This window comes from Afifella sp. JA880 (assembly GCF_025379905.1).
Lineage (GTDB): Bacteria > Pseudomonadota > Alphaproteobacteria > Rhizobiales > Afifellaceae > Afifella > Afifella aestuarii.
On record NZ_JAOANH010000002.1, the window covers coordinates 1,003,335 to 1,028,538 of the forward strand.

At 65.3% G+C, this 25,204-nt stretch carries 24 protein-coding genes and 1 riboswitch; of the genes, 9 read left to right on the forward strand and 15 right to left on the reverse strand.

Annotation, left to right across the window (positions count from 1 at the left end; all coding sequences use genetic code 11):
* Positions 1-5: 5 nt before the first annotated feature.
* The 7 genes from NYQ83_RS12945 to NYQ83_RS12975 all read right to left on the reverse strand — a co-directional run bounded on the left by NYQ83_RS12945 (position 6) and on the right by NYQ83_RS12975 (position 6,134).
* Positions 6-269 carry a metal-sensing transcriptional repressor gene (locus NYQ83_RS12945; protein ID WP_261215110.1) on the reverse strand — a complete coding sequence of 88 codons (264 nt, stop codon included), beginning with the start codon at positions 267-269 and terminating at the stop codon, positions 6-8.
* Between the two features lie 167 nt (positions 270-436).
* Positions 437-1,123 carry an energy-coupling factor ABC transporter ATP-binding protein gene (locus NYQ83_RS12950; protein ID WP_128290946.1) on the reverse strand — a complete coding sequence of 229 codons (687 nt, stop codon included), beginning with the start codon at positions 1,121-1,123 and terminating at the stop codon, positions 437-439.
* 11 nt (positions 1,124-1,134) lie between these two features.
* The gene (gene cbiQ / locus NYQ83_RS12955; protein WP_261215111.1) at positions 1,135-1,917 is read right to left on the reverse strand and encodes a cobalt ECF transporter T component CbiQ; all 783 of its coding nucleotides are present in this window, start codon (positions 1,915-1,917) and stop codon (positions 1,135-1,137) included.
* A gap of 2 nt (positions 1,918-1,919) precedes the next feature.
* Positions 1,920-2,549: a cobalt ABC transporter permease gene (locus tag NYQ83_RS12960; RefSeq protein ID WP_261215113.1), complete on the reverse strand. Its 630-nt coding sequence runs from the start codon at positions 2,547-2,549 to the stop codon at positions 1,920-1,922.
* A complete protein-coding gene (gene cbiM / locus NYQ83_RS12965) occupies positions 2,546-3,178 on the reverse strand; it encodes a cobalt transporter CbiM (RefSeq protein WP_128290943.1) in 633 nt (210 codons plus the stop codon). Before cbiM ends, NYQ83_RS12960 begins: the two co-directional genes overlap by 4 nt.
* Before the next feature lie 15 nt (positions 3,179-3,193).
* On the reverse strand, positions 3,194-3,991 hold the full coding sequence (locus NYQ83_RS12970; RefSeq protein ID WP_261215114.1) for a DUF4198 domain-containing protein: 798 nt from the start codon (positions 3,989-3,991) through the stop codon (positions 3,194-3,196).
* A 158-nt stretch (positions 3,992-4,149) separates the two neighbouring features.
* Positions 4,150-4,363, reverse strand: a riboswitch (cobalamin riboswitch).
* A 163-nt stretch (positions 4,364-4,526) separates the two neighbouring features.
* On the reverse strand, positions 4,527-6,134 hold the full coding sequence (locus tag NYQ83_RS12975; RefSeq protein WP_261215115.1) for a DEAD/DEAH box helicase: 1,608 nt from the start codon (positions 6,132-6,134) through the stop codon (positions 4,527-4,529).
* A gap of 420 nt (positions 6,135-6,554) precedes the next feature.
* Here NYQ83_RS12975 and NYQ83_RS12980 point away from each other — a divergent pair, with 420 nt between their 5' ends.
* Together NYQ83_RS12980 and NYQ83_RS12985 are read left to right on the forward strand one after the other, a co-directional pair.
* Complete coding sequence (locus NYQ83_RS12980; RefSeq protein WP_261215117.1) at positions 6,555-7,652, forward strand: N-acetylglucosamine-6-phosphate deacetylase; 1,098 nt, start codon at positions 6,555-6,557, stop codon at positions 7,650-7,652.
* An 82-nt stretch (positions 7,653-7,734) separates the two neighbouring features.
* Positions 7,735-8,277: a GNAT family N-acetyltransferase gene (locus NYQ83_RS12985; protein WP_261215118.1), complete on the forward strand. Its 543-nt coding sequence runs from the start codon at positions 7,735-7,737 to the stop codon at positions 8,275-8,277.
* A 42-nt stretch (positions 8,278-8,319) separates the two neighbouring features.
* Here NYQ83_RS12985 and NYQ83_RS12990 read toward each other — a convergent pair whose 3' ends face one another.
* Positions 8,320-9,495 (reverse strand): winged helix-turn-helix domain-containing protein, encoded by a 1,176-nt coding sequence (locus NYQ83_RS12990; RefSeq protein ID WP_261215119.1) that lies wholly within the window; start codon positions 9,493-9,495, stop codon positions 8,320-8,322.
* Between the two features lie 157 nt (positions 9,496-9,652).
* Between NYQ83_RS12990 and NYQ83_RS12995 the strand changes: the two genes are divergently transcribed.
* On the forward strand, positions 9,653-10,552 hold the full coding sequence (locus tag NYQ83_RS12995) for a LysR family transcriptional regulator (RefSeq protein ID WP_261215122.1): 900 nt from the start codon (positions 9,653-9,655) through the stop codon (positions 10,550-10,552).
* Positions 10,539-11,738: a YbfB/YjiJ family MFS transporter gene (locus NYQ83_RS13000; protein ID WP_261215124.1), complete on the forward strand. Its 1,200-nt coding sequence runs from the start codon at positions 10,539-10,541 to the stop codon at positions 11,736-11,738. Before NYQ83_RS12995 ends, NYQ83_RS13000 begins: the two co-directional genes overlap by 14 nt.
* Here NYQ83_RS13000 and NYQ83_RS13005 read toward each other — a convergent pair.
* The 4 genes from NYQ83_RS13005 to NYQ83_RS13020 are packed head-to-tail and all read right to left on the reverse strand — an operon-like array spanning position 11,719 to position 17,889.
* The gene (locus tag NYQ83_RS13005) at positions 11,719-12,876 is read right to left on the reverse strand and encodes an ATP-binding protein (RefSeq protein WP_261215125.1); all 1,158 of its coding nucleotides are present in this window, start codon (positions 12,874-12,876) and stop codon (positions 11,719-11,721) included. The two genes, NYQ83_RS13000 and NYQ83_RS13005, sit on opposite strands and share 20 nt — an antisense overlap.
* Positions 12,869-13,564 (reverse strand): response regulator, encoded by a 696-nt coding sequence (locus tag NYQ83_RS13010; RefSeq protein WP_261215208.1) that lies wholly within the window; start codon positions 13,562-13,564, stop codon positions 12,869-12,871. The genes NYQ83_RS13005 and NYQ83_RS13010 overlap by 8 nt, the downstream gene beginning before the upstream one ends.
* Before the next feature lie 59 nt (positions 13,565-13,623).
* Entirely contained in the window at positions 13,624-16,716 is a 3,093-nt protein-coding gene (locus tag NYQ83_RS13015; RefSeq protein WP_261215126.1) for a multidrug efflux RND transporter permease subunit, read from the reverse strand.
* Positions 16,717-16,728: 12 nt separating this feature from the next.
* Positions 16,729-17,889 (reverse strand): efflux RND transporter periplasmic adaptor subunit, encoded by a 1,161-nt coding sequence (locus NYQ83_RS13020; protein ID WP_261215127.1) that lies wholly within the window; start codon positions 17,887-17,889, stop codon positions 16,729-16,731.
* A 287-nt stretch (positions 17,890-18,176) separates the two neighbouring features.
* Here NYQ83_RS13020 and NYQ83_RS13025 point away from each other — a divergent pair, with 287 nt between their 5' ends.
* Both NYQ83_RS13025 and NYQ83_RS13030 read left to right on the forward strand, forming a co-directional pair.
* On the forward strand, positions 18,177-19,064 hold the full coding sequence (locus NYQ83_RS13025; RefSeq protein WP_261215128.1) for a LysR family transcriptional regulator: 888 nt from the start codon (positions 18,177-18,179) through the stop codon (positions 19,062-19,064).
* Positions 19,061-19,711 carry a LysE family translocator gene (locus tag NYQ83_RS13030; protein WP_261215129.1) on the forward strand — a complete coding sequence of 217 codons (651 nt, stop codon included), beginning with the start codon at positions 19,061-19,063 and terminating at the stop codon, positions 19,709-19,711. The genes NYQ83_RS13025 and NYQ83_RS13030 overlap by 4 nt, the downstream gene beginning before the upstream one ends.
* Positions 19,712-19,772: 61 nt before the next feature.
* On the opposite strand, the gene NYQ83_RS13035 is transcribed toward NYQ83_RS13030, so the two are convergent.
* Positions 19,773-20,174, reverse strand: a complete 402-nt coding sequence (locus NYQ83_RS13035) for a VOC family protein (protein WP_261215130.1) — start codon at positions 20,172-20,174, stop codon at positions 19,773-19,775.
* Between the two features lie 34 nt (positions 20,175-20,208).
* Complete coding sequence (locus tag NYQ83_RS13040) at positions 20,209-20,793, reverse strand: DUF4865 family protein (RefSeq protein ID WP_261215131.1); 585 nt, start codon at positions 20,791-20,793, stop codon at positions 20,209-20,211.
* 258 nt (positions 20,794-21,051) lie between these two features.
* Here NYQ83_RS13040 and NYQ83_RS13045 point away from each other — a divergent pair, with 258 nt between their 5' ends.
* Both NYQ83_RS13045 and NYQ83_RS13050 read left to right on the forward strand, forming a co-directional pair.
* Positions 21,052-22,362 carry an MFS transporter gene (locus NYQ83_RS13045; RefSeq protein ID WP_261215132.1) on the forward strand — a complete coding sequence of 437 codons (1,311 nt, stop codon included), beginning with the start codon at positions 21,052-21,054 and terminating at the stop codon, positions 22,360-22,362.
* Positions 22,352-22,957, forward strand: a complete 606-nt coding sequence (locus NYQ83_RS13050) for a LysE family translocator (protein WP_261215134.1) — start codon at positions 22,352-22,354, stop codon at positions 22,955-22,957. The genes NYQ83_RS13045 and NYQ83_RS13050 overlap by 11 nt, the downstream gene beginning before the upstream one ends.
* A gap of 58 nt (positions 22,958-23,015) precedes the next feature.
* Here NYQ83_RS13050 and NYQ83_RS13055 read toward each other — a convergent pair whose 3' ends face one another.
* Positions 23,016-23,975 (reverse strand): quinone oxidoreductase family protein, encoded by a 960-nt coding sequence (locus tag NYQ83_RS13055; RefSeq protein WP_261215210.1) that lies wholly within the window; start codon positions 23,973-23,975, stop codon positions 23,016-23,018.
* Positions 23,976-24,070: 95 nt separating this feature from the next.
* Between NYQ83_RS13055 and NYQ83_RS13060 the strand changes: the two genes are divergently transcribed.
* On the forward strand, positions 24,071-24,952 hold the full coding sequence (locus NYQ83_RS13060) for a LysR family transcriptional regulator (protein ID WP_261215136.1): 882 nt from the start codon (positions 24,071-24,073) through the stop codon (positions 24,950-24,952).
* Positions 24,953-25,204: the final 252 nt, after the last annotated feature.

Genomic DNA, 25,204 nt, shown 5'->3' on the forward strand with positions numbered 1-25,204 from the left:
TCCCCTCACAGGTACTTCGAGATTTCCTTGAACTCTTCGACCAGGCTCGCGCGGTCCGCCCCGTCTTCGATGCTGCCGTCGAGGCAGTGGTCGATGTGGTCGTGGATATAGAGGCGCTTCGCCTGCTCGATCGCCTTGGAGACGGCGTGGAGCTGCTGCGCGACGTCCGGGCAGGGACGCCCCTCCTCGATCATCTCGATCGTATGCCTGAGATGTCCCTCGGCCCGTTTCAGCCGCTTGACGACGTCGCCGTGTGAACCGTGCTGCATGCAAATGATCCTATCCCCCGGGAGGGGATACGACAATCAAAATAGCTCACTGACGTTCGCCGCGCTCATGAGCCGATAAATGGCCTGTAATTGCCGCCGAAACGGCTGAAAGCGTGAGGAGTTTTGGACGCCGGCCAACGCACGGTCCGGCCATCCGATCCTGAAGCCTACCCGGCCTCGTCCGTTGCCGTGCAATGCATGTCCCGCTCCACCAGCCGGCCATGCGACATGACGACGGTGCGGGTCGAGACATCGCCGCGGAAACGGTGGTCGTGCGAGACGAGGATCATCGCTTGCGGCAACGACAGGAGAATCTCTTTCAGCCGCGCCTTGTTGTCGACGTCGAGCGCGTTGGTCGGCTCATCGAGAAGCAGAACCTCCGGCTCCATCGCCAGAACGGCGGCGAGCGTGACGAGCCGCTTCTCGCCGCCCGAGAGCTTGTGGGTGATGCGGTCGCGGAAACTGACGAGGTCGAGCCGCTCCAGAACCTCATCGACGATCGCCATCGCCTCGTCGCGGCTCTTGCCGAGATTGAGCGGCCCGAAGGCGATGTCTTCCGCGACCGTCGGGCAGAAGAGCTGATCGTCGGGATCCTGAAAGACGAAGCCCGCCCGGCAGCGCACCTCGTGAAAATCCTTCTCCTCGCGCCGCGGAGCTCCGAAGGCGGTGATGCGGCCACGCGACGGCCGCAACAGCCCGACGATGATGTGCAGAAGCGTCGACTTGCCCGCACCGTTATGGCCGCCGATGCACAGCCTCTCGCCCGGCATCAGACACATATCGACGCCCTTGAGGACCGGCGGCCCCGAAGGATAGGCGAAATGGATATCTGAAAGGGCGATGAGTTCAGACATGCGTCATGGCCTCAGCGGATCGCCTGCGCGCCGATGAGCGAGGCGAGGAAAAGCGTCACCCCCGCTGCAAACACCGCATCGCGATAGGTGAAGGCGAGCGTGTCGAAAAGCGGCATCCGGCCGGTAAAGCCCCGGCATTTCATCGCGCCGAGAATGCGCTCCGAGCGCTCGATCGCCCGCACCAGCATCATCCCGACGAGATAGCCGACGGAGCGATAGGTGTGCCGGTTGTTCGAGGGGCGAAATCCGCGTGCCTTCATCGCCATGCGCAGACGCTGATATTCCTGCTGCAGGACGTCGACATAGCGCACGGTGAACATCAGCAGGTAGATGAGCTTTTCCGGCACCATCAAACGCCGCAACGCATGGCCGAGCGTCACCGGCTCGGTGGAGCCGACGAGCGCCATCAAGGCGAGGATCACGGCATTCGCCGTCAGCGCGATCTCCGCCGCCTGCCGCAGCCCCTGCCAGCTCGCCGCAAACCCGAAGACGGTGAACATCGCATCGCCCGGCACGGTGAAGGGCAGCATGGCGATCAGGAAGATGATGAAGCTGTCCATCATCGCCATGCGCTTGAGCGTCCGACCGACCGGCAGCCGCGCCGACAGCATCAGGAAGAACGCCGCCAGAAGCCCGGTCGCCAAAACGGCGAGATCCTGCAGGCTCACCATCACGATGGCGAAGGCGACAGCAACGACGATGCGGGTGCGCACGTCGATGCCATCGATCAGCGTGCCCTTGGCTTCGCCCGTATCGGTGAGCGCGCGCCGTCCGGCTGAGAGAACGTGGCTCATCGTCAGGCCGCCGTCATCTTGCGCCGGGCCGCGATATAGAACGCGACGCCGAAGATGCCGAAGATATAGCCGATCCCACCGAGGATGCTCTGCATGTCGTGCTTCTCCTTATAGGCGTCGATATCGCGCCGGAGCGGGATCACCTGCTTCTGCACCGCTTCGGTGATCATCTCGTGCTGTGCTTCAAGAAGCGCGGCGAGGTCGACGCCGGAGCTTTGGGCGGTCGCCCCCATAGTCCCGGAAGACGCCGGCTCGGCACCGGCCGCAGCTTCGGCAGCGACCAGCGCCGGCGATGAGGCCTCCGCACCGCCGATCTCCGGCAACTCCTCGGCCGACATCCGCACCTGCGCCACATGGCCCGCGCCGAGATTGGCCTTGAAGACGAGCGGCACCGCCTTTTCGGGCTTGTAGGTGAAGGCGCCGGTCTCGTCGGTTACCGCCTCGCCGAGCTTGTTGCCGTTGTCGTCGAACACCTCGACCGTCGCATCTTTCGCCATATCGCCGTTGGAAAAGCCGACCTCGCCTTCCACGACGTCGCCGGACGCATAGACGGACGCGATGACCTTGTGGGCGAGAGCCTGCGATGCGGGCAGAAGAGCCAGGAAAACGAGGGCTGCGCAGAGCTTTCTCATAGCGCGACCTCCTCGGCAGCGGATCGATTGAAAGTGGCGAAGAGCTCCGGCTTGACGCGGCGGGCCAGAACCACGGCCGCCCCCGTCACCAGAGCTTCGATGATCATGATCGGGATATGGGCGAAGAAGACGAGCTTGGCGGCCGGGATGAATTCGTCGCCGGACAGCGCCAGAGCGATCGCGACGAACGCCGTCGTCAGCGCGATCGCGAGCCCCCCGCCGATGGCGCCTGAAATCGCGGCGACCGTCAGCGAATTGGAGGCGATCCCGCGTCGGCACAGATAATAGACGATCACTGCCGGCAGCGCGATGTTGAGCGTATTCACCCCGAGCACGGTGAGCCCTCCGAAGCCGAAGAACACCGCTTGCAGAAGAAGCCCGACGAACAGCGCCGGAAAGGCGGCCCAGCCGAGCACCAGCCCGGCCAGACCGTTCATGATGAGATGCACGCTGGAGGGACCGATCGGAACATGGATGAGCGAGGCGACGAAGAACGTCGCGCTCAACACCCCGGCGGCCGGCATCTTTTCCGCCGTCAGCGATTTGAGGCCGAGCGCAATGCCCCCGGCCGCCAACACCGCTCCCCCGATGACGACGTCATTGGCGAGAGCTCCGTCGACAATATGCATCGATCCCTCCTGCCGTCATTCGACGTCGTAGGCGCGCACCCAGATGACGGCGTCCTGCGAGAGCTCTTTGCCCTCGAACTCCGTCTTCGGACCCGTACCGAGCGCGGCAAAGCCCCAGAACCCGGCCTTGGGGACGCCGAAGGTGAAGTAGCCGTTCTCGTCGCTCATCGCGATGACGGCACCGCCCGGCATCGGCGAGGCTTTGGGTTCGGTGGGCTTGTTCTCGTCCATGGAGGGCTCGGCCGCCATGTATTCGACTTCGATCTCGGCACCCGCGACCGGCTTGCCTTCCGACAGGACACGGCCCGTGAAGGTGGAGCCGGCCAGAATGTTGGTCGGGCGATCGAGCGGCACGATTTCCGTCGCAAGCCCTTTGGGCTCGGCCCAATCGGTCGGCAATTGCGCCCGGTTCAGATAGGCCTTGGCGATCTGCTGGATGTAGATGTCCTCGCTCTCCTCGTAATAGGGCTGAGGCACGACGACGAGCGTGTAATCGCCGGCGCGCTTCGCCGGCAGCGTGGCATCGAAGGCTTGCGCGCTGTTTTCCAGCCCCTCGAAGGAGATCGGCTTCAGGCTGTCCTTGAGATCGATCTTCTTGCCGCGGAAGACGGCGTAGAACTCTTCCGGCGCGCCCATATCCATGACATGGCCGTTCTCGAAGGGATGCCAGAAGATGAGCTTCAGCGGCACGTCGCCCGGCTCGGCGAGATTCACCTCGGGCGTATAGATCAGCTGAAAATGCGCTTCGGCTGCGGCGGGAAGAAGAAACGCCGCCGATGTGAGGGCGGCACAGGCAAACTTACGAAGGTTCATTCGTATCGTCTCTCCAATGACTGCAGCGGACGAACCGCGACAGTGATGCGGAAAGGACGATCGGGGTTTTGGCGAGGATTGGGCGCAAATCGGATTCCTGGCGCCGTTCCACCGCCAGACGCTCACCCCGGCGTCCGTTGCGGTGCGGCACCGGTCGCCCGGCGTCGCGCGTCAGCGGCAGGTCTCCTGGCTTGCGGGTCACAGCATGGCTTCGTCTTCCCAGCGCCAATGCGCCAGTGACATGTTGAAGCCCTGCTCGCCGCTCACAGTTGCGGGGGCAGCCACGGTTTTGGTCCCTGCTGGGTACGCCTCACCGTGTTCCCTTTTAATCCGGTCGCTTTGCGTCCGGAAACCGTTGACACCCCCATCTGCCGGCGAATGGCCATAATTGTCAATGCCGTGCACGTTGAGCAGCCATGCCCGGCACGGCTTTCCTTTGCCGGCAACGGACCACGCCGAAGGGTGCCCGAGGGCACAAAAAAGGCCGACCGCACATGGCGGCCGGCCCTCTCAAACTTGCGTGGCGTCGCTGTCTTCAGCGCGCGGCGACCTGCTTGTCGCCCGCCCCGGTTTTTGGCTTGCTGCTCTTGCGCAGCATCCGTTCCAGACCGGCCTGGGCGCCCTCGTTGCCGCGGCCGCCGTCGCGGCGGGCCCCGTCACGCCGGCCATCCGAGCCACCTTTGCGGCTCTTGGGCGCGCCGCCCTCGGCCCGCTTGGCCGAACGGCCTCCTTCGGCACCTTCCGGCCTGCGGTTGCGGCCGCCTTTCGGGGCGTCGCCGTTGCGGCCTTCATTCCGCCCGTCGCTCCGCCCTTCGTTGCGCCCCTCGGAGCGAGCTTCGAAGGCCGCGGGTTTGTTGCCCGAACGCCGGCGGTTGCGTGAGGGAGAATTGCGCTTGCCAGGCTGGCGTGATCTTTCGTCGCGCCGCTCGCCCGCCTGCTGGCGCACGTCTGCAGACGGCGCCTCATCTGTTTCATCGACCACCTCGGCCCCGCCCTGGTCCGCAAACGCCTCGCGCCGAGGTGCGGCCCCATGCGCATCGATCCTCTTGCCGATCAGCTTTTCGATGTCGCGCAGAAGACCCCGCTCGGAATGATCGCACAGCGAGATCGCGATGCCGCTCTTGCCGGCGCGCGCGGTCCGCCCGATGCGGTGCACATAGGCCTCCGGCACGTTCGGCAGCTCGAAATTGACGACATGCGAAACGTCGTCGATGTCGATGCCGCGCGCTGCGATATCGGTCGCGACCAGAACGGCGACACGGCCGTTGCGGAAGGCACCGAGCGCCTTTTCACGCTGATTCTGGCTCTTATTGCCGTGGATCGCCGCTGAGCGCAGCCCAGCCTTGTCGAGATGCTGGCTCACCTTGTCGGCACCGCGCTTGGTGCGCGTGAAGACGATCGCCCGCTCCATATCGGCAGCGCCGAGGAGATCGACGAGCATGTCGCGCTTGCCGGCACTCGCAACGTTGATGACGCTTTGTGCAATCTGCTCGATCGGGCGCGACACCGGGGCGACGGAGATTTCCGCCGGCTGGTGGAGAAAATCACCCGCGAGCTTGCGGATCGCCGGCGGCATCGTCGCCGAGAGGAGAACCGTCTGGCGCTCCCGCGGCATCTTCGCCAGGATCTTGCGGATCGCCGGCATGAAGCCGAGGTCGAGCATCTGATCGGCCTCGTCGAGCACGACGACGTTGGTCTGGTCGAGACGGACGGCGCCAGTCTGCATATGGTCGAGAAGACGGCCAGGCGTCGCGATGATGAAATCGACACCGCGCGACAGCGCCTTCACCTGCGGCCCGGGCCGGGCGCCGCCGATGACGACCGCCGACGACATGTTCACGAAGCGCCCATAATTGCGCACGCTGTCGGCGACCTGCTGGGCAAGCTCGCGCGTCGGCACGACGATGAGGGCATGGCATGTGCGCGGTGCGGCCGGCACCATGGTGCGGCTGAGCTTGTCGAGCAGCGGCAGCACGAAGGACGCCGTCTTGCCGGTTCCCGTCTGCGCCGTGCCGAGAAGATCGCGGCCGGCAAGCATGGTCGGGATGACCTGCTCCTGAATCGGAGTCGGATTGGTATAGCCTTCGGCGGCAACGGCACGAAGGATCGGCTCGGCGAGGCCGAGTTCATTGAAAAGTGTCAATATGAGCTTTCTCGTCGCGGCCAGCCTGAGACGGCCGGCGCGAGCTGTGTCACTTGGTTTTGGAAGCCTGCGTAGATCAGCTGCCGGGAGCTTACGCCTCAACGGGCGCCTTCGGGGCAACGATCGATACGGAAAGTTGCTTGTGACCACCGACGGCGACGAACGCCTCTACGCGCGGGGTCATCACGCCCTTGAACCACGCCTTGCGGCAATTGGCAACCGCAATCGCATTCCCTGCCGCCGAAGCTTGCATGAGCGAGGCATTTGAAGCCGCCGCTTCTCTTGCCGGCACCCGCCGGCGCGCGTATCTCCGGTCCATTCGCGCGCCGGCCGGACAGAGCGCCCGAACCCTCGGCATTTCGCAGCCTCCGCGCCGGCTGCACATCGGCTTCGCCCCGGCCTTTCAGAGGATCTCGTCTCGTGACCCGCCTTATCGCTCCGACCCGTCTTTGGAAGGATGGCCGCTTTGAGACCGGCCTTGCCGTGGAGATCGAGGCGGGCGCGATCGACCGCATCCGGCCGCTTGGCCCGCGTGAGACGCCCGATCTCACCCCGCATCTCCTCATCCCCGCCCTCACCGACCTTCAGGTCAACGGCAGCGGCGGCGTCATGCTCAATTCCGATGCGAGCCCCGCCGCGATCGAGACGATCATCGCCGCCCAGCGCCGCCTCGGCACTGGCTTCCTGATGCCGACCCTCATCACCACGACGGCCGAACGCATGCGCGCGACCGCCGAGGCGGTGATCGAGGCCTGGGGCATGCCGGGTCTCCTCGGCCTGCATCTGGAAGGCCCGCACCTCAACCCGGAGCGCAAGGGCACCCACGACGCCACCCATATGCGGCCGATGGATCGCGCCACCTTGGCGATCTTGGAACGTCTTCGCGCCGCGGATATCCCGGTCATGCTGACGCTCGCGCCGGAAACCGTCCCCCCGGACCTCATCCGTGAAATCGCGGCGATGGGCGTCGTCGTCTCCGCCGGCCACAGCGCCGCCGATGCCGCGGAGACGGAGGCTGGCCTTGCCGCGGGCATTGCCTGCTTCACGCATCTCTACAACGCCATGCCGCCCATGACCTCGCGCGCGCCCGGAATCCTCGGCACGGCGCTCGCGAGCGACGCCTATGCCGGCATCATCGTCGACGGCCATCATGTCTCCTGGCCGATGGTCGCGATCGCCTGCCGCGCCCGCCCGCTCAGAAACCGCACCTTCCTCGTCTCCGACGCCATGGCGACGGTCGGCGGGCCCGACCATTTCGAGCTCTATGGCGAGGAAATTCGCGTCCGCGACGGGGCCCTCGTCAATGCGGCGGGCGCTCTTGCCGGCGCCCATGTCGACCTTCTCACCTGCCTCAGGAACGCCGTCTTCCATGTCGGCCTCCCCCTCGAAGAGGCCGTCGCCATGGCGACCGACATCCCGAACGCGGCGATGCGGCTCGTCCCTCCGACCCTCGAGCCCGGCCGCCCCGTCGGCGAAATCCTCGCCCTCGATACGGACCTGACCCGCATCGGCATCTGAGGCGCTGCCGCACCGCTGACACGATCGCGCGCCAGGCCTCGCTTTCATCGAGACACAGCGCCAACCGCGTAGAGAGGGACAAATGCAGCCTATCGAGACGGACCGGCTGATCCTCAGGCGTTTCGAGAAGCGCGACGCACCCGGCCTCTTCGCCTATTTGCAGGAGCCGGCGGTCAGCTGCTTTTTCTCCATGCGGCTCGCCGATCTCGCCGCGGCGGAAGACGAGGTGAAAAAGCGCGCCGAAAGCGACAGCAATGTCGCCGTCTGCCTGCGCGACACGGGCGAGATGATCGGCGATCTCTTCGCCGTTTTGGAAGGCGACGACACCTATGCGCTTGGCTGGAACTTCAACAAGGCTTTCTCCGGCGCGGGATATGCGACGGAGGCCGCCCGCGCCCTCTTCGCGCATCTCTTCACGAAAAAAGGCGCGCGCCGTCTCTATGCCTATGTCGAGGACACCAATTATCCCTCGCAGCACCTCTGCGAACGGCTCGGCATGCGCCGCGAAGGCCTCTTCATCGAATACGTCTCGTTCATGAAGGACGAGGCCGGCAATCCGATCTTCGAAAACACCATGCAATACGCGATCCTGCGCAAGGAATGGGAGAGCAGGGCCGAGCTCTGACACGCCGCAGACAGTCCCGGGCCGCGCTCCGGCGCCACGCCGTCACGCCCTTCCGGGCTCAAAAGACACCTCGTCGAGCCCGAGCCACGCCGCCATCTTTTCGAGTTCGCCGGAGAGCGCGTCACGGCTTTCGTCCGGCGCATCCTCCTCGAAATGCACCGCCTGCACGAGAAGCCGTGCGTTCGGTCGGTCCGCCTTGAGATCGACGCGGGCCACCAGATTGTCGCCGAACAGGAACGGCAGCACATAATAGCCGTACTGGCGCTTGTCCGCCGGGACATAGATCTCGATGCGGTAGCGGAAGCCGAAGAGCCGCTCGGCGCGGTCTCTTTCCCAAACGAGCGGATCGAACGGGGCAAGCAGCGCCGTCGCGTTGATCCGGCGCGGGCGGCGGGCCTCGCGATGGAGCCAGGCGTGACGCCAGCCCGGCACGCTCACGGGCAACAGGACCCCGTCCTCGGCAAGCGCAGATATCGCCTCTTGTGCCGGACCCGGCGGTTGCCGGAAATAATCCCGCAATTCGCGATCCGTCGCGATGCCGTGCGCCCGTGCGGCACGCTCGATCAAGGCGCGATGGGCATCCGCCTCCGAAGGCGTCGGCTGATCGAGGACAGAGGCGGGTAAAACGCGCTCGGGAAGGTCGTAGACCCGCTGGAAATTTCCCCGCCGCGTCGCCGTCGTCAGGTGACCTGCCCAGAACAGCCATTCGAGCGCCCGCTTGGTGCCGCTCCATTCCCACCAGCCCGGACGGCCCTTATGCGCCTCGAAATCGGAGACGGAAAGCGGCCCCTCCTCGCGGATCCGCTGAAGCACCGCCATCGCTTCCGCCCGATGCTCGCGCGCAAATCGGCGCATCGAGGTCCAGCCCGCCTCGCCGCGATCGGCCAGCGCCATGCGCCAGCGCAGCAAAGGCTGCACCTCGAACGGCACGAGCGAGGCTTCGTGCGCCCAGTATTCGAACAATTTGCGCTGCCGCTTCGCTCCCCAGGCGAGCCTGTCCAGAAGCTCGCGGTCATAGGCGCCGAGTCGGGAAAAGGCCGGAAGATAATGCGCCCGCGCCAGAACGTTGACGCTGTCGATCTGGTGAAGCTGAACCCGGTCGAGGACCCGACGCAAACTGGCAGAGGTCGGATTGGCCGAACGAGCGACACCAAATCCCTGTGCCGCGAGCGCGATCCGGCGCGCCTCGGCCATGCTGATCCTGTCGAGATGATCCATTCCGTTCCTGCGGCGTCCTTATCTTTCCTGACACCCTAGCAGACCGTCTCACATACCCGGCACGGGCCGGAAATGTTCTTCGGACGGAAAAAGCCGTTGACTCTTATTCTTAATATATGAACAAACTGGCCACTATATTTCGCATTGGAGAATTTTCTTGGATCTGGCATCGCTCGCCATCTTCCGCACCGTGGCCAGGGAAGGGAGCATCACCCGCACGGCTCATCTTCTCGGGCGGGTGCCTTCGAATGTCACCACGCGCATTCAGCAGCTCGAGGCCGAGATCGGCGTGCCGCTGTTCCAGCGCGACAGAAAGGCCATGACACTCACGGCCGAGGGCGTGGCGTATCTCGACTATGCCGAACGCATCCTCAATCTCGCGGAGGAAGCCGAGCAGGTCGTCAACCCGAAAGAGCCCGTCGGCACTCTGCGCATCGGCTCGATGGAATCGACCGTCGCGGCCCGCCTGCCCCTGCCCTTGGCCGAGTTCAACGCAAAATGGCCGGAGGTGACGATCGAGCTCGTCACAGCGCCGACCCGCCAGCTCGTCGACGCCCTGCTCGCGCATCGGATCGACTGCGCCTTGATCGCCCTGCCGCCCGGCGACGCGGGGTTTGGCCCCGACGAGGTCGCGACGACGCCGCTCTTCCGCGAAGAGCTCGTGCTCCTGCTGCCGCCCGGGCACCCGGAGATCGAACACGCCAAAGAGATCAAGCCCCGCGCGCTCGCCGCATTCGCGCCCGGCTGCACCTATCGCCGGCTCGCCGAGGAATGGGTGACGGATGGCGGCACCACGCCCGCACGGCTTCAATTCCAGGAGGTCAGATCCTATCACGCCATGGTCGCCCTGACCGCGGCAGGAACCTGCTTCTCGCTGCTGCCGCGCAGCGTTCTCGATCTCGTGCCGGACGCCGATCGATTCACGATCAAGCCGTTGATGACGGTCGCGACCTGTCTCGCCGAAAGGCCGGGCTTTAAGACCCCGGCTGTCCTGCAATTCCGCGAGACGCTTCGTGCGTTCTCGGACATCCCCGAGATCGCCGATGCCCCGCATTGAGATGTCTCACAGCGAGCTGCCAAGCCATGAACGGCTGGCGGGGATCGCGGCCGCCCTCATCCTCGTCATCGGCATGGGTTTCGGCCGCTTCGCCTTCACCGGCCTCTATCCGTTGATGGTCAAGAGCGGCCAGATCTCCGTCGAAGGCGGCTCGTACGCCGCATCCGCCAATTATGCGGGCTACCTCATCGGAGCGCTGCTCTTGGGCCTCGTCACGGGCGCAGCCGGCCGCAAGCTCTGCGCCTTTTCCGCCATCGCGACAGTCGCCTCGCTGGCCGCACTCGGCCTGCCGCTGCCGGAATGGCTCATCGTCGCCGTGCGCGGCTTCGCCGGAATCTTCAGCGCCGTCGCCATGGTCGCCGCCTCCCATTGGCTGATCCATGAACGCGGGCATCACGACGGCGCCCCGGCCCTCTTCGCCGGCGTTGGCCTCGGCATCCTCGTCTCCGCCGAGCTCGTCGCGGCGGGCGATGTCCTGGGTCTGCAAAGCCCCGCCATCTGGCTCGTTCTCGCGGCCGCGGCACTGGCGCTCACGGTTCTCACGATCATCCTGCAGGCCCGCGTCGACAGTGCCCCGGCTCCGACCCTGCCGCATGAGGTCGACGGCGAGGCCTCGGTCCCGTTCGGGGCAGGCCGCCTCGTCCTCGTCTACGGCCTCGCGGGCTTCGGCTACATCATCACCGCGACCTACCTGCCGCTCCTCGTGCGGACCTCGTTTGCGGACCTCAATCCGCTGCACATCTGGGCCGTGTTCGGGCTCGGCGCCGTGCCGTCCTGCTTTTTCTGGCACGCCCTTCATCGCCGGCTCGGAACCGCAAAGAGCCTCGTCGCCAATCTGCTGGTCCAGGCCGTCGGCGTCGGCCTGCCGGTCATCCATATGCCGGCGGCCTCGCTCGCGAGCGCGCTTCTCGTCGGCGGCACATTCATGGGGACGGTGACCATCGCCATGCCCGCCGCCCGCAAGATCGCAGCCAAGGCCCGCGTCAACATCCTGGCGGTGATGACGGCCTCCTACGGGGTCGGCCAGATCGTCGGACCCCTCGTCACCAATGCGCTCTATCGCCAGAGCCAGTCCTTCGACACCTCGCTCCTGATCGCCAGCGCCGCGCTCTTCATCGCCGCCCTGATCTGCATGAGACGAGCGACGCCCAGAACCGCCACGGTGTTCAACGCAGATCGCGCCTGAACGAGGTCAGGTGAGCGACCGACCGACCAGAGAGCGCATACCTCTCCGATGCGGGTTGCGGCCGCCGGTCGATCCGCAGGGGCGTGCCTGCGACGGGCAGCCGGATTTCGACAACAAGGCCAGGGCCGTCGGACGGAAGGATCAAGGCATCACCGCCATGCGCCTGCGCGATCGCCTTGACGATGGGCAGGCCCAGGCCAGAGCCGCCGCCGCTCCGCCCTCGCGACTCGTCGGCCCGCCAGAACCGCTCGAAAGCGCGCGGGCGGGCCTCGTCGGAAAGGCCGGGCCCGGTGTCGCTGCAGCGGAAGAAGACATGCTGCCCCTCCGCGCCGGTCTCGACATGGACGGTGCTTTGCGGTGCATAGCGGCAGCAGTTTTCGAGAAGTGCCACGAAGGCCTGTCGCACACGCGAACGGTCGGCGCTCGTGACGGCGCTCCTCAACGCCAGGGTCGTGGCGATCCCGGCCTTGCCGAGCTGATCCTCGAGCGAGGTCAGCGCCGCTTCGGCCTCCACCGCCAGATCGAGACGCGAAGACTGCAGATCGAGCTGACCCGCATTGCTCAGCGCCAGGGTCCGCAATTCCTCCACGATCGCCGACAGATCGTCCACATGCTCGATGAGCCTTTCGTAGAGCGCGGCGCTCGGGGCGAAAGCACCGTCCAGCAGGCCCTGCAATCGCCCGCGCAGGATGGTCAAAGGCGTGCGCAGTTCATGCGCGATCGCGGAATTCGAATATTGCAGCTCCGCCTCCGCCCGCTGCAGCCGTTCTGCCATCTGGTTGAAGTCGTCGACCAGATCGCTCGCCTCGCCGAAATTGCCCCGGCGCAGGGAGGCGCGTGCGGAGAAATCCCCCTCCGCGACCCGGCGCGCGGCCCCGGCCACCGATTTCAACGGTTCCACGATCCGCCGCGCGAGGATCCAGCCGAGCAACGAGGCCGTCGATATGCCGATCCCCAGAAGCAGCCCCAACGTGACGACGTCACCGGTGCGCAGGAAATCGTCTTCGGTGAACTCCGGATAGAGCCATTCGTAGATGAAGAAGAAATATGCGGTCAGCCCGAAATAGACGACGGCGAAGGCGAGCAGGGTCAATGCGATCATCGCGCGGACGATCAGGGAATTCAGGTTTCTAGACATGAGGGCTGTCCAGCCGGTAGCCGACGCCACGCACACCCGTAAGCAACCCGCCGGCCCCGACCGCCGCCAATTTGCGCCGCAGATTGCTGACATGGCTGTCCACCGTCCGGTCGAGCGCCTCGCCTTCCGGCAGGCACGCATCGACCAGTTCGGAGCGCTCGAACACCTTGCCGAGGCTCGCGGCCATATGCGCGAGAATGCGAAATTCGGTGCGCGTCAGCTCGAGCGCCACGGGGCCGGTCGGACTTTCCACCGCGACGCGATAAGCCTGCGGGTCCACGCTCAGCGGCCCGACGCGCAGCACCTGCTCGCTGCCGCGCCCCATGGTTCGCCGCAGCACGGCCTTGGCGCGGGCCACCACCTCCAGCGGGTTGAACGGTTTGACGACATAATCGTCGGCACCGATGCGCAGAGCCTGAAGCTTGTCGAGATCCTCTGCCAGCGCCGTGACCATGATCACCGGCGTATCGCCACGCCGGCGGATCGCCGCCAGCACCTCATAACCGTCCTGTCCCGGCAGCTTGATGTCGAGGACCACGAGATCGGGCCGCAGGCGCAGATGATGCTCGAGCCCGACACGCCCATCGCCCGCGGTGACGGTCCGAAACCCCTCGCGCGACATGTAGGTCCCGATGATGTCGGCGATCTCGGGCTCGTCCTCGATGATCAAAATCAAAGCGTTGTTGATGGCCATTCTTCGATTCCCGACACCCGCACCTGCAGCTTCACTTGCCCGAGCCCCCTGTTTCAGGTCTTTCGCCACGATTTCGGCATGCTCAGCTTGCTGACGGCAACGTAGAGCACGGGCACGAAGAAAACCGCCAGCACCGTCGCGGAAAGCATGCCGCCGAACACGCCGGTCCCGATGGCATTCTGGATTTCAGACCCGGCGCCCTGTGCAAGCATCAACGGCACGACGCCCAGGATGAAGGCGAGCGAGGTCATCACGATCGGCCGAAGCCGCAACCGGGATGCCCGCAGCAGCGCCCGATAGAGGCTCATTCCGTCGTTCCTGAGGTGTCGGGCGTACTCGACGAGCAGAATGGCGTTCTTGGCGGACAGTCCGATGATGGTGATCAGCCCCACCTTGAAGAACACGTCGTTCTCCATCCCCCGCGCCAGCACGGCCATGACCGCACCCAGGACGCCGAGGGGCACCACCAACATGACCGCGAGCGGGATCGACCAGCTTTCGTAGAGGGCCGCGAGCACCAGGAAGACCACCAGCATCGAGGCGCCCAGGAGCATGGGAGCCTGCGCCGCGGATTGCCTTTCCTGCAGCGATTGCCCGGTCCATTCGAGCGCGAAGCCTTTTGGCAGCTGTTGCGCCAGGCGCTCCATCTCGGCCATCGCCGCGCCGCTCGACACCCCCGGCGCGGCCGAACCTGAGATGCGCGCAGCCGGATAGCCGTTGTAACGCTCCAATTGCAGGGGTGATGTCTCCCATACGGGTTCGACGACTTCGGACAACGTCACCATGCCGCCTTCGATGTTGCGGACCTGAAGACGCAGGACATCCTCGACATGCATCCGGGCCGGCGCATCGGCCTGCACCACCACCTGCTGAAGCCGGCCTTTGTTCGGGAAATCGTTGACGTAGTTCGATCCGATCGCGGTCGAAATCATGTCGCTGATCGCCGAGAAGGAAACGCCGAGCGCCAGCGCCTTCTGACGATCGATCCTGAGCGCGATGCTTTGGCCGTCGGGCAGACCCTCCGTCATCACGCCGGTCAAAAGCCTGCTCTCGGATGCGAGCCCGATCAGCTGGTTTTCAGCCGCCTTCAGCGCGGCCGGACCGGAATTGGCGCGATCCTCCAGCCGGAGAGCGAAGCCGGATGTGGTGCCGAGAGATTCGATCGCCGGCGGCTTCATGATCATCGCCGTGCCTTCGGGAATATCCGCCATCGCCGCCTCGGCCGCCGCGATCTCTTCGTTCACCGTGGTCTCGCGCTCGCTCCAATCCTTCAGGCTGGTGAAGGCTTGCGCCGCGTTGGGGCCGGAGCCTGAAAATCCGAAGCCCAGAATGACGATGCTCTCGACGATATCGGGACGGGACGCGGTGTGGTCCTCATATGTTGCGACGATCTCGCGCGTGCGCTCGGCGGTGGCACCGGCCGGCAGCTCGAACATCGCCATGAAGTTTCCCTGATCCTCTTCCGGCACGAACGACGTCGGCACCCGCGCATAGCCGATGCCGAGCGCCACCAACAGCACGGCATAGACGACCAGCATCCGCCCGCCCCGCCGCAGCATCCAGCCGACGACGCCGGTGTAGCCAGCGCTCAAGGCATCGAACTTTCTGTTGAACCAGCCAAAGAACCCGCTTGTGGCATGCGTGTTCGAAGGCCTCAGGATCGTCGCGCAGAGTGCGGGCGTCAGGGTCAGCGCGAGGAAGGCGGAGAACAGGATCGATACCGCCATCGACACGGTGAACTGGCGATAGATCGCTCCGACGGAACCGCCGGCCATCCCCATCGGAATGAAGACGGCGGCCAGAACCAGCGTGATCCCGACGATGGCGCCTGAAATCTCGCGCATCGCCTGACGGGTGGCATCCCTCGGCGAGAGGCCCTGGCGCGACATGATCCGCTCGACGTTTTCGACGACGACGATGGCATCGTCGACGATGATGCCGATGGCGAGCACCATGCCGAACATGGTCAGGACATTGATCGAATAGCCCACGACCATCATCACCGCGAAGGTGCCCAGAAGCGCGATGGGCGCGACGATGGTCGGGATCAGCGTATAGCGGATCTTCTGCAGGAACAGCAGAATGACCAGGAAGACCAGCACCATCGCCTCGACCAGCGTCTGCACGACTTTGCTGATCGACACTTTCACGAATGGCGCGGTGTTGTAGGAGATCGTGACCGCCATATCCTTCGGCATCGCGAGCTGCAGCTCGGCCAGGCGCCTCTCGATCGCAGCGGCGGTGCTGACGGCATTGGCGCCGGGCGTCATCTGGATCGCGGCGGCGGCCGCGGGCTTGCCATTGCTGCTGACACTGAAGGCAAGGGTCTGAGCGCCGAGTTCCACCCGCGCGACATCCGACAGGAGAAGACGCGAGCCGTCGAGTTGTGCCCTGAGCGGGATCGCGGCGAACTCCTCCGGCGTGGTCAACTGGCCATGCACCGTCAGCGGCGTCGAGATCTTCGTCCCCGGAACTGTCGGCTCGTCTCCGACCCGTCCAGGCGAGACTTGCGCGTTTTCGCGCGTGATGGCCTCCGTGACGTCGGCCATGGTGAGGTCGTAGGCCGCCAGCTTCGCCGGATCGACCCAGACGCGCATGGCGCGTTCGGAGCCGAACTGCTGGACGCGGCCAACGCCCGGCACCCGCTTCAATTCTTCGCTGATGTTGCGGGTCAGATAGTCGCCGAGGGCCAGCTCTTCGGTTTCGCCACTGAGAGACTTCAGTGTGATGACCATGAGAAAGCCGGTTTCTGCCGCCTCGACACTGATGCCGGCGCGCCGGACGGCTTCCGGAAGGCGCGGTTCGGCGTCCTTCAGGCGGTTCTGAACGTCCACTTGTGCCAATTCCGGATTGGTTCCGGGTTTGAACGTCACCGTGATGTTGGCACCACCGGTCGAGTCCGCACTGGATTCGTAATAGAGCACGTTCTTGACGCTCGAGAGCTCCTTCTCGATGGGCGTCACCACGCTGTCATTGACGGTCTTCACCGTCGCGCCGGTATAGGTCGCGAAAATGCTGATGCTCGGCGGCGCGATGACGGGAAACCGGGCCACCGGCAGCTGCGGAATGGCGACAAGTCCGGCGAGCGCGATGAAGATCGCAATCACCCAGGCAAAGACCGGGCGGTCGATGAAAAACTGCGGCATGGGATCTGATCTCTAGAGCTTGTCGGTGGCCGGTGAGGCAGCCTGCGTGGCGGCGACCCTTTTCACGCTCATCCCGTCCTGCACGCGGTCCTGTCCGCGAACGACGATGGCTTCTCCGGCTTTCAGCCCGGAGGTGACGACAAGACGCCGTCCGATGGCGTCGCCGAGAACCACATCGCGCCGCGAGGCCCGCCCGTCGTCGGCGACGACCACGATCTGCGCCTCGCCGGCACCGTTGCGGACGACGGCATCTTCCGGCACCAGCAACGCATCGGGCAGGAGCCCGCGCGGCAGTCTTGCCCGAACGTACATTCCAGGCAGAAGCCGCAAGCCGGGGTTTTCCACCTCGACACGGACCGTCGTGTTGCCGGTCCCCGTATCCACAGTCACGTCCGACAAAACGAGCTTGCCCGGACGGGGATGCGGCCTGCCCTCCGCATCCAGGATCTCGACCGGCCCGAGCCCCTGCCTCGCGGCCCTTTGCAACCCGTCGAGCTTGGTTGTCGGTACGCGCAGATCGACATAGACGCGGTCCAGTTCCTGCACCACGGCGAGTTCCGTCTGACTGGACGTCGATGCGAGAGCCCCCTCGTCGGCGAGCGTGCGCCCGACATAGCCTTTGATCGGCGACCTGATGGTGGCAAAATCGAGGTCGAGCTGGCGCCGGTAAAAGACCGCACGCGCCTCGGCGAGATTGGCCTGCGCCATCGTCAGCTCGTTGAGAGCATCTTCGTAATCCTTGCGGCTCGTCGCTTTGCTCGCCACGAGCTTTTCGGCGCGTTTCAGGCCGCGTTGCGCATGCTCCAGCGCCCCTTCGGCACGCGTCACGCCGGCGCGCGCGGTTTCGCGATCGGCAAGAAGCAGGGCCGGATCGATTTCGAACAGGATGTCGCCTGCCTCGACCTGCGTCCCACCTTCCGCAAACCGCTTCTTGATGATCCCGCCGACCTGAGGCCGGATCTCGACCCTTCGGTAGGCGGCCACGCGCCCGGGCAATTCGTCGATCAAGACGACGCGCTCCGGCGCAAGCGTCATGGTGGTGACCTGCGTCGGTCCCTGCGCCTCAGACGACGCGCTTTGGAGCTCTGATCCCGCCTCGCCGCGAAACATCAAGAACAACGACAGCCCGGCGGCGCAAAGGCCGAAGGCGATGATCGAAAGGCGGGGCGACATGCAACATATCCGTTTCGGGGTCCGATCCCCTCACTGGCATGCGCCCTTCGACACCCGGTCGAGAAACGGTTGAGATTTCGTGGAGACGCCACCGGCCTCGCCGACCGGATGGTTGGGATCGAGACCTGTTCTGGCCGCAGAAAGCTCCGCATCTTGCGAGGCTGCTGAGGATTGCCGGGCGGCCGCGCAGGCGCAATCCGCACACATCGGGATTGACGGTGAGGCTGATAGCGCCCTACGCTTTTGAATAGTGAATACATTCAAACTTCCACTTCAGGAATCGAGAAGTGAATCCAGCCTTCGATATCGAGGCTTTGCGGGCCGTGGTGGCCGGCATCGAGCTGCGCAGTTTCGCGCGGGCGGCGGTCGAACTCGGACGGTCGCAATCGGCGATCAGCATGCAGCTCAAAAAGCTCGAGCAACAGGCCGGCACCCAGCTCTTCGTCCGAAAAGGCAGAGGCCTGGTTCCGACCGAAGCCGGAGAGGCTCTGGCCGCCTATGCCCGCCAGATCGTCGCCCTCAACGACGAAGCCGCGCGCACATTGGGTGCGGCCGTCGCCTCGGAGACCGTGCGCCTGGGTTTGCCGCAGGATTTCTTCGACGATGTGATGCCGGCCACGCTCACCGCGTTCGCGGCGGACCATCCCGAGGCGCATGTGGAAGTCCGCGCCGGTCCGAACCACACTCTGAGTGACGAAATCCGGGCCGGGCGTCTCGATGGGGCGATCGTCTTTTACCCGGAAGGCGCCGGCGGCGACGGAGAGCCTCTCGGCCGTCTGCCGATGCGATGGCTCATGCACGAAGCCGTTGCCGGCCAGAGCATGCAGGACCGGGTTCCGCTGGTGATGTTCGATCATCCCTGTCTCTTCCGGCAGGCGACGCTTGCCGCACTCGACAAGGCGGACAGACGCTGGCGCGTGTCGGTGACGACACCGAGCCTGCCCGGGATCTGGGGCGCGCTGCGCTCAAAGCTCGGGATCGCGGTCAGAACCGGGCATGGTCTGCCCGAAGACATCGTTTGCGCCGACGACGGTCTCGGATTGCCGCCCCTCCCTGCGATCGAGCTGAGGCTTCTCAGGTCGCAAAACGCGACGCCCGCCGCGCATGATCTCTGCGAGGCGCTGCGCCGGGAAACGATCGATCGCGTGGCGCCGCACCGGAATTCCACCCCATGACGACGGATACGCTCTGGCAGCACCTGCCGAACCTCCTCGTCATCCTGTCGATCTTCACGGTGGGCGTCGCAAGCCCAGGTCCGGCGACGTTGATGATCATGGGAACGGCCATGGGGAGAGGCCGCGCCCCGGCCGTCGCACTGTCCTGCGGCGTGGTTCTCGGCTCCATGGTCTGGGCCTTTGTCGCGGCACTGGGATTTGTCGCCGCGCTCAAGGCCTCCGCAACGCTCTTCCTGGCGCTGAAAACAGCCGGGGGGCTCTACCTGATCTTCCTCGCGGCGAGATCCGCGCGCTCGGCCTTCACGGCAGGGCCTGCAGCCACGCCCAAATCGGCAGGAACGGGCAGCCTCAAGCGCTGCTTCGCGCAGGGGCTCCTGCTCCACCTGACAAATCCCAAGGCGCCTCTGGTCTGGCTCGCGACCTTGTCCGTGGGTGTCGGCGAAACGGCGCCCGCCGCCTTCCTGATGACCGTCATCCTCATTTGCGCGTTCGTCGCGATGACGGTCTTCGTCGGCTACGCCTATCTGTTCTCCACGCAAACCGCCTCGCGGTTCTACCTCTCGATCCGGCGCCCCGTTGATGCCCTGCTCGGCGTTCTGTTCGGTGCGGCCGCGGTCAAGATCCTCACCTACCGGCCGAGCTGGTAGGCGCCCGCCCGGCGCCATGCTCTGCCGCCTCGGTCATCGCCAGGGCGTCCGGAGATGTCTCTCATCGCAGATCACCCCTGTGAACGACGTGGACTTTGTTGCCGTCCGGATCGCGGAGATAGGCGCCGTAATATCCGTCACCATAATGCAGCCGCGGGCCGGGGCGCCCGGCATCCACTCCCCCCGAAGCCAATCCCGCATCATAGGCACTGTCGACCGCCGCGTGGGATGGCGCTTCAAAAGCCACCATCGTGCCATTGCCCACGCTCGCCGGTGCTCCGTCGAACGGGGCATAGACATAAAAGCACGGCAATTGCTGACCTTCGGCAATCCAGCAACGTGCCTCCGGCCCCCCGTCCGGCTCGACAACGCGCTGCCGCAGCCCGAGCGGCGCTAGCAAGGCGTCGTAAAAAGCCGCCGCCCGTTCCATGTCGTTCGTTCCGAGCGTGACGTGGCTGAACATGCACCAATCCTCACGGCTCCGGACGAGACCGCGCTCACCCGCCGACGGCTTCGCTGAGCGGCAGCGTATCGAACTGGGGGCGGGCCAGGTGACAGATCTCGTAGTGCGTCGCCTTCGGGTCTGCACTCTCCCCCTCCGTGATCAAAACCCGCACGGTCCGCCACGAACGCGTATCCACGCCCACCGTCGCCACCACGGTGCCGCTGGCCGAAGCGGCCTCGCGGCACCACGCCCCCTCGCCCGCCAGAGCCGCCGTCAAATCGGCATCGACCGGAATGTCGCTCTCGCTCATCGCAAGGAACTTCGCGGCCGCACCGGCGCCGCGCCGGGCCTCCAAGGCGACGTAGGTCGCTATGGACGGACGACCGAACGAACGGGTCACGACGTCGAACCCACCATCGCTCAGAAACGTCCGAAAGGCGTCCTCCTGGCGCCAGAGATAGAGGGAAGAATAGTCGTTTGCGACGGCACCGAGACGGCCGATCTCCCGCACGAGAAAAGCCTTGAAATACAAATCCGGCACCGCCGACCACTGGCCGCTGCGGTCATTCACCCGCGAGCGGATAAGGCCCATGTCGTAGTGGGCGGGCAGACGGTGGGAGTAGTGGGCGATCATCATGACTGGGTCTTTCGTATCGGGTGAGGTCCCTGCGGCATCGCTTTCCGGTGAAGGAGCTCCCCCTCAGGACGTCGCCGTTCCCAACCGCCTGGCGCCGACCTGGAAGACCGAACATACTTCAAGAAATCAAAATCCGAACTTCACCAATATTCGTTATTAAAAAGTCTAGAGCGCTGCTAGCCTCCCGGTCAATCCCGATATTGGGATCAATCTGCCCGCGCACGGTTCAGACAGGTGATGTGAGAAGGCGGACGCGAGATGACCGCGAACAGACCGACCATCGGCAATGACAATCGCGGCACCGACAATCGCCCACGTGAAAGTCGAGGGAGTGACGATCGCGGCAGCCTGATCATCGTGCTCGCCGGCAGCGTCGTGCTCGCCTTGGCCTTCGGCGTCCGATCGGTCTTCGGCGGCATCATCGAGCCCCTGTCGCGCGACCTTTTTGGCGGCAGTATCGAAGTCTTCTCGCTGTCGATCGCAATCCAGAACCTCGTCTGGGGCCTGGCGCAGCCGGGCTTCGGGATCATCGCCGACAAGTTCGGGGACCGTCGCGCCCTGTGGCTCGGCTTTCTCTGCTATGTCGCCGGGATGCTGGTGACCGTCGTCGGCACCACGCCGCTGGCGCAGCATCTGGGCGCCGGCCTCCTCGTCGGTATGGGGATTTCCGGCACGGCGTTCGGGGTCGTCCTGGCGGTGGTCGGACGGGCGGCGCCCGTGGAGAAACGCGCTCGCTATCTCGGCATCACCTCCGCCATGGGGTCGACGGGACAGGTCGTCCTGCCGCTTCTGGTTTCCTGGTTGATCGAATGGCTCGACTGGCGGATGACGCTGGTCGTCGTCACCTTCGCGCTTGCCCCCATGGCCCTGTGCATTCCGTTTCTGCATGCACACGTCACCGACGGCAGCCCGAGGATCGGCGATGCCGACAGCGCGTCGATCGCGCAAACCGTCCGAAAGGCCTTCGGACATTCGAGCTATACGTTGCTCAGTGCCGGGTTCTTCGTCTGCGGCTTCCATCTCGCCTTCATCACCGCGCACCTTCCGAACTACGTGCAGAATTTCTGCGTCTCGACGGCCTCTGCGGCGGAGCTGCGGGCGCTCGGCCTTCAGGCGCTCGCCCTGGCCGGCTTCGCAAACATCTTCGGCACGCTCTTTGCCTCGCATCTCGGGACCAGATTTCCAAAACCCTATGTGCTTGCCGCGATTTATGCGCTGCGGGCGCTCGCGATCCTCGTCTTCATCTCGCTTCCGGTGACGCCCGCTTCGGTCATGGTCTTCGCACTCGTCATGGGCGGCCTCTGGCTGTCGACCGTGCCGCTGACGAGCGCGCTGGTTTTAACGATGTTCGGCCCGCGCGCGATGGGAACCCTGTTCGGCTTCGTGTTCCTGAGCCACCAGCTCGGCGGCTTCGCCGGGGTCTGGCTCGGCGGCGTGTTCTTCGATCGCTACGGAAGTTACGATCAGATCTGGTATCTCGCGATCGGCCTTGGCGTCCTCTCGGCGATCGCGCATCTTCTCGTTCAGGAGCGCGCGGCTCCGCGCATGGGCCTCGCCTATGGCGAATGAAATTCTTCTGCTCTGGCTCGCGGCGCTTCCGCTCATGGGAAGTCCCGGCCCCGCCACGATGAGCCTTGCCGGTCTCGGCATGGCCTTCGGCTTTCGCTCCAGCCTCGGCTACCTTGTCGGCATCATCACGGGCACGACCGGCGTTCTCCTGATGATCGCAACCGGCGTGACCACGCTGATCCTGGCCCAGCCGGTCTTGCTCACGGCGCTGACGATCCTCGCCGGGATCTACATCCTCTATCTCGCCTGGAAAATCGCCACCGCGCCCGTCGGGCCCCTCGCTCCGCACGCGCAAGAGGCGCCGGCCTTCGTGCCGGGCTTCAGTCTGGCGATTGCAAATCCGAAGGCCTTTGCCGCGATCGGGGCGGTCTATGCCGGCCACACCGTCGTCGCGGACGATCTCACGACCGATGCCGTCTACAAGCTCGCCGCACTCGCGCTCGTCATCGTCATCGTCAACACGGCATGGCTCGCCTTTGGCGCGGTCTTTTCACGAATTCTGACGGACCCCGCGATCGGACGCGCCGTGAATGTCGTCTTTGCGGTCATGCTGGTGGCATCCGTCGGTTTTGCCCTCCTTTCCGCGGAGGGATGATATCCGGCGCTGCGCCCGTCAACGTCGCGCCGTCGCGTCATGCCCGATGCATCGCCCCTCACGGCAGAAGAACCAGGCTGCCGGTCGTGTGCCCGGCCTCGAGCTCGGCCTGCGCTTTCGCCGCCTCGTTCAGTCGGTAACGTCCGCTGATCTCTGCGGTGATCCCGGATGCGAACGCCCCGATGACCGCATTCGCGGCTTCCGGATAGCGCGCCTGATCGGCCGCATAGGCCATGACGCTGGGTTTCGCCAATGTCGCCGTTCCCAATTCATCGATCCCGATCGGCGGGACCGGGCCCGCGACCCAGCCGATGCTGGCGACGGCGCCAAAAGGGCGGACGCTCCGCAGCGATTGTCGCAGCATGTCCCCGCCGATGCCATCGATCGCAAAATCGGCGCCCCGTCCGCCCGTCAGATCCGAAACCTCGCGCACCACATCGGCGGTGCGCCCGACGATGACGTGATCGACGCCATTGGCTGTGGCGAAAGCCGCCTTCTCCGGCGTACTGACGGTTCCGATCACCACAGCCCCGAGCGTTTTGGCCCAGCGGGTCAGCATCACGCCGAGGCCACCGGCGGCGGCATGAACGAGAAGGACGGATCCGTCCCGCACCGGATGGCTGACCGTGAGCAACATATGCGCGGTCAGGCCACGCAGCATCGACGCCGCGGCAATCTCGAAAGGGATCTCCGGCGGCAGCCGGACGGCTCGCCAGGCGGGCACGAGCCGCGTTGAAGCGTAGCCGCCGGGGGCGCCGGCATAGACGACACGATCCCCGACCCGAAGTCCCTCGACATCCGGCCCGATGGCCTCGACGATCCCCGCACCCTCGACACCGGGAACCCCTGGCGCCGGCAACGGATAAAGCCCCCGTCGGTGATAGATGTCGATGAAACTGACGCCAATGGCGTGCTGGCGCAGGCAAATCTCGCCGGGACCCGGCTCCCTGGGCGCCGCGTCCACGACCTCGAGCACCTCCGGCCCGCCGGGCGCTGCAATCCGAACCTCAAACTCCACCATCTGGGCCTCCATCTGTTCGCCACGATGATGGCGGTTCGCAGGACGTGAGAAAATTCCCTTTTTCCGCACTCGCCTTGTGAATATATTGACATATGGATTGGGAGAACCTCCGCCATTATTCGGTTTTTGCCACCCAAGGCAGTCTCGCAGGCGCTGCGCGCATCCTCGGGGTGGAGCATGCAACGGTCGCCCGCCGGATCGCCGCGATCGAGGCGCATCTTCACGTCAAGCTGGTCGACCGGCGCGGTCGGCGTCTGACACTGACGCCGGACGGAGAGCGGATCGCGGCCCTCGCCCGCACCATGGAATCGGGCGCCGAAGCGGTCGCACGCGCGGCGGCCGGAGCGCGCGCCGAATTGAGCGGAAACGTCGCCATCAGCGCCCCGCCGGCTTACGCGGCCGCCCGGCTTGCCGCGCCGCTCGCAGCTTTGCGACAACGCCATCCCAGACTGGAGATCCGTCTCCTCGGCGAATTCCGCAGTTCCGCCCTGGAAAGACGCGAGGCCGATATCGCCGTCCGCCTGAGCCGCCCTGAGACGGGGGATTTTACGATCATGAAGCTCGGCGTGATGGCGTTCCGTCTCTATGCGAGCCCGGCCTATCTGAAGGAGACGTCGGAGCCAGACTGGACGTTCATCGGCTATGACGGGTCCATGGCGACCGCGCCGCAAGAGGTGAGACTTCGGGAAATCGCCGCAGGCAGGCCCATCGCCTTCACCGCCAGCACCGCAGAAATCCAGCTTGCGGCAGCAAAGGCCGGCGCCGGCATCGCGATCTTGCCAGACTTCATGGCTGACGAGGACGGGATGCTTGTCGCCGTGAGCGGCGATGGACCCGTCTTCCGGCGCGACATCTGGCTGGTGGTTCACTCTGACCTGAAGGCCGCGGAACGGATCCGCGTCACGATCGAGGCTTTAAAGGCCGCACTTGCACAACAGCATGGAACCAGCTCAAGCCGCAGGCTCTCAGAATGACCGCGGCCCCAACCTTCGTCCCTGGTGCTTGAGAGGCGCTCGCCGAAAAACTCAGAGAGGCTGCCGTCATGGAGGCGACATGACATCCGCGCAGCTTCGTCATCATCGCCACCCCACACCGATCCTCTCACGTCGATCCGTTGCCCCCGCTGACGGCGCGAGAGCCGAGGGATACGCGATCGCGGTCGATGAATGGCGGGTATGGAGCGCCTTTTTGGCGTCCCAGAACGCGTAAAAGCCCCGCTTGTTGGG

What these genes read in the sequence shown, in the direction of transcription:
- NYQ83_RS12945 (WP_261215110.1), bottom strand. Translation starts at nt 269, where the DNA reads ATGCAGCACGGTTCACACGGCGACGTCGTCAAGCGGCTGAAACGGGCC.
- NYQ83_RS12950 (WP_128290946.1), bottom strand. Translation starts at nt 1,123, where the DNA reads ATGTCTGAACTCATCGCCCTTTCAGATATCCATTTCGCCTATCCTTCG.
- cbiQ (WP_261215111.1), bottom strand. Translation starts at nt 1,917, where the DNA reads ATGAGCCACGTTCTCTCAGCCGGACGGCGCGCGCTCACCGATACGGGC.
- NYQ83_RS12960 (WP_261215113.1), bottom strand. Translation starts at nt 2,549, where the DNA reads ATGAGAAAGCTCTGCGCAGCCCTCGTTTTCCTGGCTCTTCTGCCCGCA.
- cbiM (WP_128290943.1), bottom strand. Translation starts at nt 3,178, where the DNA reads ATGCATATTGTCGACGGAGCTCTCGCCAATGACGTCGTCATCGGGGGA.
- NYQ83_RS12970 (WP_261215114.1), bottom strand. Translation starts at nt 3,991, where the DNA reads ATGAACCTTCGTAAGTTTGCCTGTGCCGCCCTCACATCGGCGGCGTTT.
- NYQ83_RS12985 (WP_261215118.1), top strand. Translation starts at nt 7,735, where the DNA reads ATGCAGCCTATCGAGACGGACCGGCTGATCCTCAGGCGTTTCGAGAAG.
- NYQ83_RS12990 (WP_261215119.1), bottom strand. Translation starts at nt 9,495, where the DNA reads ATGGATCATCTCGACAGGATCAGCATGGCCGAGGCGCGCCGGATCGCG.
- NYQ83_RS13000 (WP_261215124.1), top strand. Translation starts at nt 10,539, where the DNA reads ATGCCCCGCATTGAGATGTCTCACAGCGAGCTGCCAAGCCATGAACGG.
- NYQ83_RS13005 (WP_261215125.1), bottom strand. Translation starts at nt 12,876, where the DNA reads ATGTCTAGAAACCTGAATTCCCTGATCGTCCGCGCGATGATCGCATTG.
- NYQ83_RS13015 (WP_261215126.1), bottom strand. Translation starts at nt 16,716, where the DNA reads ATGCCGCAGTTTTTCATCGACCGCCCGGTCTTTGCCTGGGTGATTGCG.
- NYQ83_RS13020 (WP_261215127.1), bottom strand. Translation starts at nt 17,889, where the DNA reads ATGTCGCCCCGCCTTTCGATCATCGCCTTCGGCCTTTGCGCCGCCGGG.
- NYQ83_RS13030 (WP_261215129.1), top strand. Translation starts at nt 19,061, where the DNA reads ATGACGACGGATACGCTCTGGCAGCACCTGCCGAACCTCCTCGTCATC.
- NYQ83_RS13035 (WP_261215130.1), bottom strand. Translation starts at nt 20,174, where the DNA reads ATGTTCAGCCACGTCACGCTCGGAACGAACGACATGGAACGGGCGGCG.
- NYQ83_RS13040 (WP_261215131.1), bottom strand. Translation starts at nt 20,793, where the DNA reads ATGATGATCGCCCACTACTCCCACCGTCTGCCCGCCCACTACGACATG.
- NYQ83_RS13045 (WP_261215132.1), top strand. Translation starts at nt 21,052, where the DNA reads ATGACCGCGAACAGACCGACCATCGGCAATGACAATCGCGGCACCGAC.
- NYQ83_RS13050 (WP_261215134.1), top strand. Translation starts at nt 22,352, where the DNA reads ATGGCGAATGAAATTCTTCTGCTCTGGCTCGCGGCGCTTCCGCTCATG.
- NYQ83_RS13060 (WP_261215136.1), top strand. Translation starts at nt 24,071, where the DNA reads ATGGATTGGGAGAACCTCCGCCATTATTCGGTTTTTGCCACCCAAGGC.